12 protein-coding genes are annotated in these 15,433 nt (G+C 50.2%); 2 read left to right on the top strand and 10 right to left on the bottom strand.

Features of this window, described 5'->3' with window-relative positions:
* Positions 1-11 precede the first annotated feature (11 nt).
* The 7 genes from AB4876_RS11370 to AB4876_RS11340 all read right to left on the bottom strand — a co-directional run bounded on the left by AB4876_RS11370 (position 12) and on the right by AB4876_RS11340 (position 8,488).
* Positions 12-425, bottom strand: a complete 414-nt coding sequence (locus AB4876_RS11370) for a PaaI family thioesterase (protein WP_368381775.1) — start codon at positions 423-425, stop codon at positions 12-14.
* Between the two features lie 127 nt (positions 426-552).
* Positions 553-1,557 (bottom strand): phosphotransferase family protein, encoded by a 1,005-nt coding sequence (locus AB4876_RS11365; protein WP_368381774.1) that lies wholly within the window; start codon positions 1,555-1,557, stop codon positions 553-555.
* Complete coding sequence (locus AB4876_RS11360) at positions 1,554-2,522, bottom strand: DUF7064 domain-containing protein (protein WP_368381772.1); 969 nt, start codon at positions 2,520-2,522, stop codon at positions 1,554-1,556. The genes AB4876_RS11365 and AB4876_RS11360 overlap by 4 nt, the downstream gene beginning before the upstream one ends.
* A 29-nt stretch (positions 2,523-2,551) precedes the next feature.
* Positions 2,552-3,706, bottom strand: coding sequence for an acyl-CoA dehydrogenase family protein (locus tag AB4876_RS11355; RefSeq protein ID WP_368381771.1), 1,155 nt, complete (start codon positions 3,704-3,706; stop codon positions 2,552-2,554).
* A 5-nt stretch (positions 3,707-3,711) separates the two neighbouring features.
* Positions 3,712-5,343 carry an AMP-binding protein gene (locus AB4876_RS11350; RefSeq protein ID WP_368381770.1) on the bottom strand — a complete coding sequence of 544 codons (1,632 nt, stop codon included), beginning with the start codon at positions 5,341-5,343 and terminating at the stop codon, positions 3,712-3,714.
* An 18-nt stretch (positions 5,344-5,361) separates the two neighbouring features.
* Positions 5,362-6,165 carry an enoyl-CoA hydratase/isomerase family protein gene (locus AB4876_RS11345; RefSeq protein ID WP_301026471.1) on the bottom strand — a complete coding sequence of 268 codons (804 nt, stop codon included), beginning with the start codon at positions 6,163-6,165 and terminating at the stop codon, positions 5,362-5,364.
* Between the two features lie 100 nt (positions 6,166-6,265).
* Positions 6,266-8,488, bottom strand: a complete 2,223-nt coding sequence (locus AB4876_RS11340; protein ID WP_368381769.1) for a TonB-dependent receptor — start codon at positions 8,486-8,488, stop codon at positions 6,266-6,268.
* 458 nt (positions 8,489-8,946) lie between these two features.
* On the opposite strand from AB4876_RS11340, the gene AB4876_RS11335 reads away from it, so the two are divergent.
* Positions 8,947-9,579: a TetR/AcrR family transcriptional regulator gene (locus AB4876_RS11335; RefSeq protein ID WP_368381768.1), complete on the top strand. Its 633-nt coding sequence runs from the start codon at positions 8,947-8,949 to the stop codon at positions 9,577-9,579.
* A 126-nt stretch (positions 9,580-9,705) separates the two neighbouring features.
* A complete protein-coding gene (locus AB4876_RS11330; RefSeq protein ID WP_368381767.1) occupies positions 9,706-10,581 on the top strand; it encodes a lysophospholipid acyltransferase family protein in 876 nt (291 codons plus the stop codon).
* A gap of 119 nt (positions 10,582-10,700) precedes the next feature.
* Here AB4876_RS11330 and AB4876_RS11325 read toward each other — a convergent pair whose 3' ends face one another.
* From AB4876_RS11325 to AB4876_RS11315, 3 genes are read right to left on the bottom strand one after another with little or no spacing between them, the layout of a single operon-like run.
* On the bottom strand, positions 10,701-11,753 hold the full coding sequence (locus AB4876_RS11325; protein ID WP_368381766.1) for a 2-oxoacid:ferredoxin oxidoreductase subunit beta: 1,053 nt from the start codon (positions 11,751-11,753) through the stop codon (positions 10,701-10,703).
* Positions 11,753-13,609: a 2-oxoacid:acceptor oxidoreductase subunit alpha gene (locus tag AB4876_RS11320; RefSeq protein WP_368381765.1), complete on the bottom strand. Its 1,857-nt coding sequence runs from the start codon at positions 13,607-13,609 to the stop codon at positions 11,753-11,755. The genes AB4876_RS11325 and AB4876_RS11320 overlap by 1 nt, the downstream gene beginning before the upstream one ends.
* 1 nt (position 13,610) lies before the next feature.
* On the bottom strand, positions 13,611-15,392 hold the full coding sequence (locus AB4876_RS11315; protein ID WP_368381764.1) for an FAD-dependent oxidoreductase: 1,782 nt from the start codon (positions 15,390-15,392) through the stop codon (positions 13,611-13,613).
* Positions 15,393-15,433: the final 41 nt, after the last annotated feature.

Raw genomic sequence — 15,433 nt, 5'->3', positions numbered from 1 at the left:
TTTTGCTTTAATTATTTCGCAATGTGATAGCAGGCCGTGCTGCGAACCACAATACGACCATCCACTTTCATTACGGCATGTGAATACAAAGTACCCTTGGTTTCCCTGACTAAATCTGCCTCAATTTCTATCCATGCGTCTCGGGGCACCGGCGCAATAAAATCAATATCCAAATTCTTGGTCGGAAAATGGAAGTTTTTGCTGCTTATTTGATTTTCCACCGCGACGAGCTGCATATCAGCAAGATAGGTCAGTACGCCCCCGTGGCAAGTGCCGGCCTTATTGAGATGGCAATCGTGTACCCGAAACCCGAGTACCTTTTTTTCACCTAATTGCTTTATATAAATATTCCCCATGTGCACATCAAAGCCTGGGGCTGCGTCAACTAAGTGAAAACCATCTGGAATCATGTCATTTTTTGTCATTTCTACATCCCTTCATTTTCAAGCATCGTTTGCGTTTACATAATTTGGTATGGACACAATACCTCCTTAAACGATTTATAAAAACGACACTATCATCTATTTTCCAGTACAATTCCTAGCACAGTACTCAGGTGGCAACGCTACTAAGTGCCGCATTCAAAAATCTATCCACTAATCCGATTTGCTGATAATAATCATCACCACCGCGACGCCGAGAGTATTCGTACAATATTGCCAGTTTCCAATCGACGAATACTTGATACCATTTTAAATTCGATACATCACGGCCACTGCCCGCCACGTAGCGTGCGATTAAATCAGCGGGTTCTAAGTAACCGTCTTCCAAAACCGCGGCGGCCAAATCTTGGGTTGGGGTGCGGGCTACGTCATGGCGGGGATAGCAGTTAATAAAATAGGCAAGGTCGAATAGCGGATCGCCAAGGGTTGCCAACTCCCAGTCTAAAACAGCGAGGAGCTGAGTCGGCGCCGTCGCTTTCCACATGACATTACCAATACGGAAATCGTTGTGCACAATGCAGGCATCGGACTCCATTGGAATGTTCGCAGCAAGCCAGTGGGACAACTCCGCGAATGCGGGAGACAAATTTACATCATCGGGGATCAACGACTTAATACGTTTAAAATGCCGAGCATTAAAGCCGTCTGGTTTACCAAACCCCTCTAAACCTCGGGCGCGCCAATCTACTTTGTGCAGGGCAACAAGCGTATCGACCAAGGTTTCCGCCATGAATTGACGTTGAGCAGGAATCGCTAAGCTAGCAGGTGTGACATCAGTTATGACTTCACCAGCGAGGTATTCCATAATATAAAACGGCACATCTAAGACCTGTAAAGCATCTTCCACAGCCAGTACTTTGGCGACAGGCACGCCACTGTCTTCCAGCGCTTTAATCAAGCGCGCCTCACGCAGAACGTCATGAGCACCCACCGGTAAAGGTGGCGGCGGCGGCCGACGCAAAACCATCTCATGCTTGCCGTCGCTGACCAAATACGTCAGATTGGAGTGACCATCGCCAATACGCGTCGTCGTGAGTGGGCCATCAGTTAAGCCTTGCTCGGCAAGGAAATTCTGCAGCCGCTCCAAACTCCCTTCACACCATTCCCAGCTCATGATTTTTTATTCAGCGAAGCAAGGTAATTTACATAGGATTTGGGCCAGTGGGTTTCAAACTGCCCCGCCGCTGCATGACCGTCAATGGTCGCAGTGCAGGCGGCTTCCATAATCATGGTATCCATTTTGTCATTGGTCGGCAGACGCACTAAGCCAAAGCGCTCCATTTGCAGATGGGTAACACCACCACGGGTATCGGTGATCGCCGCTTCTACTTGGCGCTGGCCCATATCATCGTCGTAGCTGGCGTGATGTTTAATGGTGTCGATCGGCAGCACTTCGCCGTCTTTAACCACATAGCCAGCAACGCCCATTTCGCCCTTGGCGATATAGATCCAGGCATTGACGATATGGCGGCCATCTGGGGTGTAGGCAATAAGCCATTTCCAATGATGAGGCACACCCCATTTGCGCGTACCCCAGGAATGATCGCGATGACCTATGCGGTCCCACTCAATGCGGCGGTCGCCAAACTCTAAAAATCCGGTAACGCGGCCGGTTTGCTCAAAACGATTTAGCGCAAACCATTCGGGTAAACCGGTGGGGTTTTGCCGATAGCTAAAGGCATCGTGAATAGCGGTAAAATTGTATTCCAATTTAAGATTGTCACTCTCGTACTTGAGCACCGCCGTCTTGCGCAAGTCTGGCTGGGTCAGGCTCAAACCCGACAAGGAGAAGTTATCAAAGTCCATGCTGTCGGCAACTTCGCCATGACCAAGGTCCAGCACATAAGGCTCTTGATCTTCACCCCACACCACAAAATTAAAGCCCGCTTGTCCGGTGCCCGCCAAATAGAGATAGGCCTGAAAGCCGAGCTTCTCGTCGGGCATGATCATTTCCCAGAACAGGGAGTCGCGCATTTTTCCGCCAGGCAGTGGCCGATGACGTAAATCATCCTGATCTTGATACTCAGGGCTTGGCGCCTCGGCGGCGGTTGGAATATACAAATTAGCTAATGAGGTCATAAGTTTTCACTCAATTCGGTTTATGGTATTTACGAAGATGCGTACTGCACGGCATGACGACCCACGCGCTCTCGGGCGATGATCAATTTCATAATGCCGGCGGTACCATCACCAATTTCTAGGCCCATCACATCGCGCAGGCGCTGCTGGTGGGGAAAATCCTTGCTCCAACCATAGTGACCAAAGGTCAGCAGGCATTGATGGATAACATCGCGGGCGTAGCGCGGCCCCATCCATTTACACATTGCGGCTTCTGAGGTGTGGGGCAAATTGGCATCGCGCAGGCTTAAGGTGTGCATACACAATTGGCGAATGGCGGCGATTTGGGATTCGCCTTCTGCCAAGGGAAAAGTGACCCCTTGAAACTGGGCGATGGGACGCCCAAAAGCTTCACGGTCTGCGCTATAGGCCCATGCTTCGTCTAAAGAGGCTTGGGCCGCGCCGCAGCATTGCAAACCAATAAGGGCGCGGCTGTAATCAAAACCCTGCATAACTTGGCTAAAACCCTTACCCGCTTCGCCAACACGGTGGCTAGCGGGTATGCGCACCTCGTCGTAAAAGATCGAACCGCGACCAATAATGGCGCTGCCCAAATCGTCATAGCGGGTTTGGCTAACGCCCTTGAAATGGTGGGGAACAAAAAATGCCGTTACGCCAGCGGCCTTGTCGCCCTCACCTGTGCGGGCAAATACCAAGGAGGCATCGGCGCAATCGGCAAAGGTAATAGACGCTTTTTCACCACTCAGCACATAGTCGTCGCCATCGCGCCTAGCCCGCATTTTTAAGGCGGCGGCGTCGGAGCCGCCACTGGGTTCGGTTAGGCAAATAGCGACAATCGACTCGCCAGCTACCGTTTTCGGCAGCCACTGCCCAGCAACATCGGGATGGGCATAACGCATTAGAATTGAGCCTACCAAAGACACATTCACGGGCAAGGCGCTGATATTAAAGTCGCCGTAGGCCATCTGCTCGGCAAGCACACCGGCCGATAAAGCATCTAAGCCCATGCCGCCAACTGCCTCTGGCAAATCAACACCAAGAAAACCTAAGTCGCCAAGTTGTTTCACAAGATTGCGATCTAGCACGCCGTGGCGCTCCCGCGCTTGGTATTCTGGCAGTAGCGTTTTTAATGAAAAAGCCTTTGCCGCGTCGGCTATTTGCTGTTGAAGCTCGGTTAATAGCATCGCACTTAGCCCTTTTCTTCAAGGATGCTTGCTTGCACATACAGCTGGCGCAAACGCATTTTATTAATTTTACCCGTTGCGGTTAACGGCATTTCCTCAATGAATTTAATGTCTTCGGGCAACCACCATTTTGCGAGGGTCTGGGCCATGTGTTGACGCAGCGCGTCTGCCGAGACTTCTTGGTTCGCATTTAGGGTACATAATAAAAAGGGCCGCTCCTGCCAGCGTGGGTGGGGCGCCGCCACCGCTGCAGCCAAATTGACTGCAGGGTGGCTCGCAGCAGCGGCCTCTAACTGTGGTGAACTTATCCATTCACCGCCGGACTTGATAACATCCTTAGCCCGATCAACGATTTGAATTGTGCTGTCTGGGTAGATTGTGGCGATATCGCCGGTGTCTAGCCACTGGACGGCTTGATCTTCGCTCTCGCCAACATAGCGGGCGGCAACGATTGGGCCGCGCACTTGTAAAATACCCGAGGCGATACCGTCGTGAGTAAGGCAATTACCCTCCTCATCCACAATGCGTAAATCGGCTTGAAAGCCAACACGGCCCTGGCGACTGAGCGCGATTTTGCGGATGTCGGCCTTATTCGTTTCACCGGCTGTTGGTGGCAAGCTCGCGCGGGTCGCGCCGGGAACTTCGGTCATCCCCCATGTGGTGCGCACACCAATACCGCGACCCTCTAATAAATCAAAAAGCTTTTCGGGTATGGCCGTGCCCGCAACCAAGGCGGTACTTAGCGATGGCAGGCTTGTTTCACTGCTGTCCGCCTTGGCCATAATATCGCTCCACACGGTAGGTACTGCACCGGCAATGGTTACGCCTTCTTGGGCCATTAATTCAACGACGCCAGCGGACGAGAAATCCCGGCCCGGCAATACCAGCTTATGGCCATTCATGGGTGCAGAGAACGGCATCATCCAACCGTTAGCGTGAAAGATGGGAGCAATGGGCATAGCACACACCAATTCACCATTACGGGCGCTGCCGTACATATCCACCATGGTCATATTCATGGCGCAAAGCGTTAAGCTGCGGTGGCTGTAGGCCACGCCTTTGGGCCGCCCCGTGGTGCCCGAGGTAAAACACACCGTCGCGGCATCGCGCTCGTCAAATACCGGCCATTCAAATTGATCATCCACACCGTCTTTCAATGCACTTAAAGAACAGTATTTTCTGAGGCTAGTTGCGGGCAGCGCTTCGCCTTCGTCGAGGTAAATCCACTGCCTGATAGAATCGGTATTGCGATCTATCTCTTCTGCCAGTGCTTGGGTATCTGCGTCGTAAAAGCAGACCGTATCTGCCATCAGTTCGATCATGTAACACAGATCATTCACGGTTAGCCGTGGATTCAGCGTATGCAGCGGCGAGCCGATGCCCAACACCCCGTAAAATACTTCAAGGTGATTAATGGTATTCCACGTTAGGGACGAGAAATGGGTGTCGCTATTAAAGCCAGCGGCCAGCAAGGATTTGGCGAGTTGCTTGCTGCGCGAGCGCAGGGCCCGCCAATTACTGCGTTCAACACGGCCATTGATTTGACGCGATATCACTTCAGTCTCACCGTGGTGGTCTGCGGCGTAGTCGATGAGCCGAGACAATAGCATCGGCACGTCCATCATTAATCCTTGCATAGGGTTCTACTCTTTAAATCAGGTGTTTTTATAGTTTGGGCGACGCTTTTCTTTAAAGGCTGTTACTGCCTCTTGATGATCTGCCGTGCCCATCAGCAGGTTTTGCTGACGATCTTCTATGGCGACCGCCGCGTCTAAACTTGGTGAATCGACTGTTGCTGTGAGCGCTTCTTTGGTTAAGCGCAGGCCAAGGGGTGATGCTTGTAACATGTCGTCGGCCAGTAATAAGCCCTGCTCGAGCAACTGGTCTTTTTCGACCAACTCCGACACCAAGCCCATGGCCAGCGCACGTTCAGCAGTAATGAAGCGTCCGGTGTACAAATACATGGCGGCGTTGGAAAAGCCGATAATTCTTGGTAAAAAATAACCCGAGCCCATATCGGTACCGGTTAAACCTACTTTGATATACGCGGCGTTCATCTTGGTACAGGGTGCGGCTAAGCGAACATCTGCCGCTAACACCAATGAAAAGCCACCGCCGCAAATTGGGCCGTGACATAAGGCAATAATCGGTTGCGAGCAGCTGCGCATTAATTTAATTAATGCCGATGCTTGGCGCTGCACTTCGTACTGCTGAGATTCACGGCCCTCACCTGAGGCAAATGCACTGGAATCTAAATCGGCACCGGCGCAAAACGCGCGACCTTCGCCGCGGAGCAGCACAATTCGAGTATGGTAATTGCTTTGCAAACCGAGAAAGTAATTGTATAAATCGCTGAACAATTGCTTATTTAGCGAATTAAGCGCCTCAGGGCGATTGAGGCTAACAATATCGATATCCCCACGGCGCTCAATGCTTAGAAATTGGTAATTATCTTTCATTATTGAATATTCCAAAAAGACAGCGGTTTTAAAGCAGGGTGCGTTAAAGAACGACGCACCCTGCTTAGCAACATTAAGACTTATATGGGTCCGACAGGACTTAGTAAGTCCACGCCACGGTGGCACCAAAGGTTCTTGGCAAACCGTAAATGTTGATAACCTGACCAGGCAAGGCGAGTATCGTGCTGCGATACTCTTCGTCGAGCACATTGTTAGCCCACACGCTGGCACGCCAGTTACTGTCAATGTTGACCGTTGCTCTCACATTGGCTAAGCCGTAAGCATCTTCTTTGGTATAAGGCGCCGTGGTGCCGTATTTAGCATCAGCTTCACCTGGCTCGTGGAAGAATTCGCTGTTATAAGAGTAGTCGCCACGCAGAATCAGCTCCATTTCGTCTTTGAGGGGAATAATGTATTCCGCACCAATGTTGAAGGAGTTCTCTGGCGCCCTAACCATACGAGTATCTGAATAATCGACGGCATTACTTGCCACATAATCAAGATACTTGGCATCGGTGTAGGCATAGGCAAAGTTCAAGGTTAGTGCCACGGTAGGCCGGTACAACAAGTCCATTTCCAAGCCGCGAATTTCACTTTCACCCGCGTTATCAATTAGCGATGGCGTGCTGCCGTCGCTAAGTTGAACCACGCGTGATACTTGAATATCGGTGTAATCAAACTGATATACTGCGCCATTAAAAGTCAGCGAATTATCTAGCCACTGTGATTTAAAGCCAATTTCATAGGCAACGAGCTGCTCAGGCTCAAATACAATGCCAGCCTGTGATGCGGTTAGTGATGTGTACTGATAGCCACCCGATTTAAAACCCTGACTGTAGCTGGTGTAAAAACTCAGTTCGTCATTTACGCGGTAATTAAGAACAGCTTTAGGGTCAGTTGAAGTAAACTCCTGCTCTGGATTAACAACCACAAAATCTGCGCTCACCAATGGTCTGGCATCTGTTGTGGTACCAGACAATATTGCTGACTTAGTATCTTTTGTATAGCGCAAACCCAAAGTCAAATCTAACTGATCTGTTAGAAGAATTGTTGCCTGACCAAAGTAAGCATTACTGGTGGTATCGAAACTACCTCCGGTGACGTCGGTGGGATAACTACCGTCCGCCGTTGGTGCGTAAACTGCTGAGTCTGGACCGTATTTAAACGTATCAAAGTGGGTGCTCTCATCACTAAAGTAATAAATACCCGCTATCCAATCTACCTTACCGTTAAACGATAAGGAGCCATCGGGCGTTGATACAAAGCGAACTTCTTGTGTAATTTGCTCCGAGTCCTCTACCGAGATTTGACGCATTACATCTAAACTGGTGTTATCAAAATCACGATCATCTGAATACGACATTTCGCGATAGGTCGACACAGAAATTAAGGTGCCGGATTCAAGATCGTATTCAATTTTTGCGTTTAAAGCATCAACATCACGGCTGTAATCTGTGTCTGTTGTATAGAACTGTTTGAATTTATTGCCCGACTTTTTCGGCGTACCCCCACCACCTAACAGAATTCCGTCTGGATTGGCAGTAGAACCAATGCTTTCACCCTGAAATGAGTCCCCGGTGTCCCGTGCAAAATCTGCAATTAAATCCATGCGCAAATTATCGATAGGGGTAAACAATAAGCGGAAACGACCGCCACTATTATCTAAACCTTGGGGATGTTCGCCAGTCGTTAAATTCGTCATATAGCCTTCGCGATAGCTATGCCACAAGGCCGCGCGACCAGACAATTTACCTTCTATTAACGGCCCAGACACCGCGCCAAATAGATTTTTGCTGTTGTAATTGCCAGCACCAATTTCAGCCTCTGCCTCAAACTCGTCGCTGGGCCCTTTTGTTACTACATTGACGACACCACCAATCACATTGCGGCCGTACAATGTGCCCTGCGGGCCTTTAAGTACTTCAATACGCTGAACATCTTTCAGGGTACCCAAAACCCCGCCGGTGCGGCCGAGATAAGCTTCGTCAACAAATACCCCAACCGACGACTCTGAACCTGGATCAAATTGACGTGTACCAATACCGCGAATATAAAGCTGCGGCCGACTAGTGCCAAAACCACCCGCGTAAAAGCCTGGAACACGCGGGGCAACTAAAGACACATCAACAATGCCCGCATCGCGCACTGCTCGCTCATCAAATGCCGAGATACTCGCCGGAATGTCTTGAATACTTTGGCTTCGCTTTTCGGCAGTAACTAAGACTTCCTCGAGCATGGTGCTTTCTCGCGGAGCGCCAAAAACCTGCGCTGCTGCCGGAATTGTTAAACAGATAATTCCCAGTTTCGTTAATGCTTTTTTCATACCAATAACCCTTTATGATTTTATTTTTCACACTCGAAGCCAGAGCGAATCCAGGTTTAAAAAATGATTGTGCTGTCGAGCCACCTTCGCCGCCCCTCACTCTTGTTACGCATACTAACTATCTACATGCAGCTTTGTAAACTTACTTGTTTGAAGCAAACAAGTTTAATTTGTTATATAAAAACTCATTAACCAAGTTTTTTTGTTATATAAAACCTGCAGGCTTTGTAAAGCCCCTAGGCCAGCCTCAGCCACAAGCACGCCGAGCTATAACATAACTACTGTTTTTTCAATTACTTATGAAGCCTAATCAATACGGCAGCAACCCCTCAATCCAATAGCACCTTATTAAAATCAAAGCCCGTCACAAGATACTTGTTTCAAACAAACAAATATCTTGTGACGGGCTATAAATCAGCATACAATTTCACCTACTGCACATTTGATAAGCCACGTATATGAAAAACCCCGAAAACCAACCAAAGCTCACCCAAGCTGAGCGTGTCGCCAAGTCAGACGAAAATATGCTGCAAGTAGCGAATGAGCTTATTCTGTCTATAGGAACAGAAAAGACCACACTCAAAGAAGTTGGCGAGCGCGCAGGCTACAGCCGCGGCTTGGCCAGTGCGCGCTTTGGCTCAAAAGAAGAATTATTCAAACGGATACTGATAGAACACAGAAAGCTATGGTTTGGCTACCTGCAAGAAACAGAGGGCACGTCCGGTATTGACGCTATACGCGCGCGAGTTGACGCTGTTGAACATATTATTAGCAACGAACCAGATAACATTAAAGTGATGTATACCCTCTGGTTTGACTCGCTGGGCCACCCTTCCGTACTAAGCGAAGAACTGGTTCGCTACAACACCGAGTCCCAAAAAGGCCTGACTAAAATTGTGGCCGATGGTGTAAGGAGTGGCGATTTCCCTGCCGATATTGATATCCCGCAATTTGTGATTGATTACTATAGCCGCATTTACGGCCTAATCTACCAGTGGTTGGTCACCCCCGACGTTGTTGATATCAAAAAGTCACTGGCCTCGCTAAAACGCTACTGCGAATATGTATTGGTAAAAAATGTTGGCGCTTAAATACTCGGAGTAACTCCCAGCCATTCGACAAACAGCCGGCCAAGCTAGCCCGCACCTAAATTTCTATTCAATTCCCTGCTCTGATAATATGGCCGCCCGGGTTCATTTATGCAGCAGGATCATTTCATGGCTTTTACCGATAAAACCGCCGTGCCCTATAGCGGCGACGATCTTGTACGCTATATAGATAAGGCCATTCAAGTTAAGCCACCAAGTTCAAAATTCGTTAAGTTGGCGGACAAGCTTATTACGCGGATGTTCGACCCCAAGCTTATCGACACCCACAACATCCCTAAGCAGCCATGTTTATTTATTGCCAATCACGCTATGTACGCTGTAGACGGCCCAATTATTGGCCTGCCAATGCTCACCGAACAACAGCGCTTTTTACGACCGCTCAGCGACAAATTTCTGTGGAACTCATTCAATGAGAACCTGCTACTGAATAACGGTATTGTTATTGGCCACCCAGATGTATGTACGGCGCTAATGAAAAACGGCAGTGATTTACTGGTCTTTCCCGGCGGTGCCCACGAAGCGACCAAGTCAGCTGAAGATAAATACAAACTCCTCTGGAAAGAGCGCTACGGTTTTATCAAGCTCGCCGCCAAACATGGCTATACCATTGTACCCACCGCCATTGTTGGTCCAGAGGAATTCTACGGGCACCTGATAGAGGGTGAAGACCTGCCCAACACCATTTTAGGACGCGGTTTAAAACGCCTAGGTATTATCAATGAAAATACCCGCAGCGATTTATTCGGGCCGGTGCCTGTCGGGATATTTGGTACTTTAATCCCCAAACCCCAGAAATGTTATATCCAATTCGCACCGCCCCTCGATCTAAGCAGATACAAGGGCAAGCGACTCGCGCAAAAGACCATGGTGAACCTGCGTCAGCATGTGGCTGATGCGATTAACGAGATGGTACCGCCGCTGCTAGAAAGACGTGACGAGGATGCCCTGACGATGGGACGGATACGGCGTTTACTAACAAGATAGCAATTAAGCAGGCAAATATAAGCTGCGACTAGCCGCTAGTATCGCTAACACCACGGCCGCCCTCGCGTTTTACGTCGCCAGCGAGACTGGCGACGGGCGCGAATTAAGTTAGCCCTCTCCTAGCGCCAACTCTCATTCAATTTATCCAAAACCTTCTGACCAGGACAGAGTTCTGCCGCCGCCAGATCCCGCAAGGGAGCCTTGCTAGTACCGAGAATTTCATGCAAGTCTTGAGAATTTTCATCCATATACAGCAAGCCGGTAAGAATTTGGTCTTTGGCTTTGTAGTCTTTAATCAAGCGCAGCGCCGAGCGGCGACTGGTGATATCAAGTTCAGGATCAGCTTTGTGCAAATGCACCACTGAGCCGTCGTGCAAGGCAACTTCCTTAGACTCGCCCTGTTCATACTCAGTCGAAATTTCTTCTTTAAAGGGCACAAAATCCACGGTGCCCGTTGCTGCTAAATGCTCGCGCACATGTTCATAACCCTTGGTGGATTTTGGGTTGTTATTAAAGGTAACACAGGGCGAGATCACGTCGATAAAGGCAAAGCCGCGGTGACTAATTGCCGCTTTAATCAGCGGCACCAATTGCGCACGGTCTCCCGAGAAACTGCGCGCAACAAAGGTTGCCCCTAATTGCAGTGCCACGCTAGCCAAGTCAATAGGCTCAAAGTGGTTGGGTTCACCTTTTTTACTGGCCGAACCAATGTCTGCGGTGGCAGAGTCTTGGCCCTTGGTCAGCCCGTAGCAGCCATTGTTTTCGACCACGTACATCATATTTAAATTGCGACGGACAACGTGGGTAAACTGACCCATGCCAATAGATGCGGTGTCACCATCGCCGGACACACCAATATAGATTAACTCACGGTTAGCCAAATTAGCGCCGGTTGCCACCGAAGGCATACGGCCGTGGACCGAATTAAAACCGTGGGAATTCCCTAAAAAATACGTCGGGGTTTTTGACGAACAACCAATACCCGACAGCTTGGCTACTTTGTGCGGCGGTAGCGCCAACTCAAAGCAGGCTTGCACAATGGCGGCGCTTATCGAGTCGTGACCGCAACCGGCGCAAAGCGTTGAGATAGCCCCTTCGTAATCTTTGCGGGTAAAGCCCAAGGCATTGCGAGGCAAATCTGGGTGACGAAAGACCGGACGAATATAGCTCATTACACAGACTCCTTCACTGAGCGTTGTTTACGCAACGGGCGCACATTGTCGCCGCGCACAACCTGCAGTATTTCTTCACGAATATACTTTGCCGTTATCGGGGTGCCGTTGTAATTTAAAATTGGAATTAATTGCCGCGGTGAAATCAGACACTCATTCACCAGCAAGGTCCGCATTTGTGCGTCGCGGTTTTGCTCTACCAAAAACACGGTTTCGTGTTCTTCGATAAAGGCATCCACGGTTTTATTAAACGGAAAGCCCCGCAGGCGCAAAGTGTCTATTGCGACGCCTTCAGCTTGTAGGCTATCGATTGCTTCAAGGGTGGCGCAGCGGCTGGTGCCGAAATGAATCACGCCAATTTTGCTGCCCTTGCCCGCTTTAATCAGCTCGGGTGCGGGCACCCGCTGTTTTGCGGTGTCCCATTTTTTGAGAAGGCGCTGCATATTTTTCTCGTAGGCATCGCCGTCTTCGGTGTATACCGCGTATTCATCCCGCGAGGTTCCCCGCGTAAAAAAAGCGCCTTTGCTGGGGTGGGTACCTGGATAAGTGCGGTAGGGAATTCCGTCGTCATCAATATCCAGATATCGACCAAAGCGCTCGCTCATTGCCTCTAACTGCTCTTCATTAAATACCTTGCCGCGCTGGTATTCCCGCGTGTCGTCCCACACCAGTGGCGGCGACATCGTGTCGTTCATGCCTAAATCTAAATCCGTGAGCATAATCACCGGGGTTTGCAATGACTCGGCAAGATCAAAGGCTTGGGCCGTCATTTCAAAGCATTCGCGCGGCGTGGAGGGAAACAACAAAACATGCTTGGTGTCGCCGTGAGAGGCATACGCACAGGCTAAAATATCAGACTGCTGAGTGCGGGTTGGCATACCCGTTGACGGCCCTGCACGCTGCACATCAATCAGCACCGCTGGAATTTCAGCAAAATAGGCCAAACCCAAAAACTCACTCATAAGGGAAATACCGGGGCCGCTGGTGGCGGTAAAGGCCCGCGCGCCATTCCAACTGGCCCCAATCACCATGCCAATCGCCGCCAGCTCGTCTTCGGCCTGCACAATGGCGTAATTTTTATTGCCACTGCCGGGATCAATCCGCAGGCGTTTACAGTATTTATCAAAACCGTCGACAACCGAGGTTGAAGGCGTAATCGGATACCACGCTGCGACAGTGGCACCGCCATAAATAGCGCCGAGACCAGCTGCAGTATTACCGTCAATCAGGATTTGATCGCCAACTGCATCACGGCGCTCTAAGCGAATACCCAAAGGGCATACATAGTGCTCGCTAGCGTAGTGATACCCCAATTCCAAGGCGCGCACATTGGGAGTAATAAGTTTTTCTTTGCCGCGAAATTGGTCCGACACCAGGCCCCTGAGCACTTCAAACTCGATATCTAACAGCGCGGCTAGAGCGCCAACATAGATCACATTGCGAAACAGCTGCTGCTGGCGGGGATCGCTAAACTCCCGCTGACATAAGTCCTTAAGGGGCACACCAATAAAGTGGACATCGCTGCGCATCATACGCAAATCGAGTGGTTTACTGGAGTCATAAAAGAAATAGCCGCCGCTATCGATTTCCTGAATATCCTTGGCCATGCTCTGGGGGTTCATACCCACCATCATATCGACGCCACCGCGGCGACCGAGATAGCCCTTTTCACTGACCCGCACTTCATACCATGTGGGCAGGCCCTGAATATTAGACGGGAAGATATTCTTAGGGCTAACCGGCAAGCCCATTCGGAATACCGCCTTGGCAAACATATTATTAGCACTGGCCGAACCGGTACCGTTTACATTGGCGAATTTAATAACAAAGTCGTTAACTGCTTCGATTCGTTTCATCTCAAACGCCCTGCCCTGCTTTGCTCACCGTGTAGTAGAATTTCTGCATATCCCAAGCGGCCGTTGGGCAGCGCTCGGCACACAGACCGCAGTGCAGGCACATATCCTCGTCTTTAATCATGGCGCGGCCGGTAGCTAAATCCTCCGACACATAAATAGCCTGCTCGGTGTTTTTAGCGGGCATTTTCAGCTTGTGCCGCAGCTCCGCCTCGTCCACATCATTAACCACAATACTGAGGCAGTCGGTGGGGCAAATATCGACGCAGGCATCACATTCAATACAAAGCTTTTCGCTAAATACGGTTTGTGCGTCGCAATTCAGACAGCGTTGGGCCTCATGAAATGCCGTTGCGGCGTCAAAGCCTAATTCCACTTCTAACTTACGATTATTGAGGGATTTTTTCAGCTCAGCCTGGGGTACCTGGTAGCGCACATCACTAGCCACTTCACTGTCGTAACTCCACTCGTGGATTCCCATTTTTTGACTTACGAGGGTCACGCCCGGCGGTGGCCGCTTGGTCACCGATTCGCCTTGGCAAAACAGATCTATCGAGATTGCCGCTTGGTGGCCATGGGCCACGGCGGTAATGACATTCTGCGGGCCAAAAGCGGCATCACCACCAAAAAACACCTTGGGGTTACTGGACTGAAAAGTCACTTTATCAACGACCGGCATATCCCATTTGCCAAATTCAATATCAATGGTACGCTCAATCCACGGGAAGGAGTTCTCCTGGCCAATGGCAATCAGCACATCGTCGCAAGGTATAACAACAGGGTCTTCGCCGGTAGGCACCAAGCTGCGACGGCCTTTTGCGTCGTAAACGGCTTTGACTTTATCAAAGGCCATGGCCACAAGACGCCCATCTCCCAATACAAATTCTTTGGGCATATGGTTGTCTAAAATCGGAATACCCTCGTGCTGGGCATCTTCCTTTTCCCAGGGTGAGGCTTTCATTTCAGCGAAAGGGCTACGCACCACTACCTTGACTTCATCGCCGCCCAAACGCCTAGCCGTGCGGCAACAATCCATGGCGGTATTACCACCACCCAAGACAATTACTCGCTTACCAATAGTCTCGATATGCTCAAAAGCAACGCTGGAGAGCCAGTCAATACCAATATGGATATTGGCTGCGGCCTCTAGCCTGCCGGGAATATCAAGATCGCGGCCACGAGGGGCACCGCTGCCCACAAAAACCGCGTCGTAGTCTTTATCGAGCACCGCTTTTAGGCTGTCGACATAATGATTAAAGTGGGTGAGCACCCCCATATCAAGAATGCGATCGACTTCTTCATTGAGCACATTTTCAGGCAGGCGAAACGCAGGAATTTGACTGCGCATAAAACCGCCACCAGCGCGTTGATCGTCGTATAGATCAATACTATAGCCCAGCGGCATAAGATCCCTGGCCACCGTCAGCGCGGCTGGCCCAGCGCCAATCAAGGCAATGCGTTTACCATTCTTTTTCTTGGGAATGATAGGCATCAGAGCGCTGATATCGCCCTTGTTGTCAGCAGCGACTCGCTTCAGGCGACAGATCGCAACGGGTTCATCCTCAACTCTCCCCCGCCGACACGCTGGCTCGCAGGGCCGGTCACAGGTGCGCCCCAAGACCCCAGGAAAGACATTGGATTCCCAGTTAATCATGTAGGCGTCGGTATAACGCTGAGCGGCAATTAAACGGATATATTCCGGCACCGGCGTGTGAGCTGGGCAGGCATACTGACAATCGACAACCTTGTGAAAATACTCGGCGTCGCGAATATTGGTAACTTTCAATGCGCCCCCTTAATTTATATTTATTGGGTAGCGAGGTGCCG

The sequence above is a fragment of the Zhongshania guokunii genome (assembly GCF_040892635.1).
Lineage (GTDB): Bacteria > Pseudomonadota > Gammaproteobacteria > Pseudomonadales > Spongiibacteraceae > Spongiibacter > Spongiibacter guokunii.
The sequence above is the reverse complement of the archived record's forward strand: the minus strand, read 5'-3'. Positions and strand labels throughout refer to the sequence as shown.

Coding starts and splice junctions, on each gene's coding strand:
- AB4876_RS11370 (WP_368381775.1), bottom strand. CDS start 425: ATGACAAAAAATGACATGATTCCAGATGGTTTTCACTTAGTTGACGCA.
- AB4876_RS11365 (WP_368381774.1), bottom strand. CDS start 1,557: ATGAGCTGGGAATGGTGTGAAGGGAGTTTGGAGCGGCTGCAGAATTTC.
- AB4876_RS11360 (WP_368381772.1), bottom strand. CDS start 2,522: ATGACCTCATTAGCTAATTTGTATATTCCAACCGCCGCCGAGGCGCCA.
- AB4876_RS11355 (WP_368381771.1), bottom strand. CDS start 3,706: ATGCTATTAACCGAGCTTCAACAGCAAATAGCCGACGCGGCAAAGGCT.
- AB4876_RS11350 (WP_368381770.1), bottom strand. CDS start 5,343: ATGCAAGGATTAATGATGGACGTGCCGATGCTATTGTCTCGGCTCATC.
- AB4876_RS11345 (WP_301026471.1), bottom strand. CDS start 6,165: ATGAAAGATAATTACCAATTTCTAAGCATTGAGCGCCGTGGGGATATC.
- AB4876_RS11340 (WP_368381769.1), bottom strand. CDS start 8,488: ATGAAAAAAGCATTAACGAAACTGGGAATTATCTGTTTAACAATTCCG.
- AB4876_RS11335 (WP_368381768.1), top strand. CDS start 8,947: ATGAAAAACCCCGAAAACCAACCAAAGCTCACCCAAGCTGAGCGTGTC.
- AB4876_RS11330 (WP_368381767.1), top strand. CDS start 9,706: ATGGCTTTTACCGATAAAACCGCCGTGCCCTATAGCGGCGACGATCTT.
- AB4876_RS11325 (WP_368381766.1), bottom strand. CDS start 11,753: ATGAGCTATATTCGTCCGGTCTTTCGTCACCCAGATTTGCCTCGCAAT.
- AB4876_RS11320 (WP_368381765.1), bottom strand. CDS start 13,609: ATGAAACGAATCGAAGCAGTTAACGACTTTGTTATTAAATTCGCCAAT.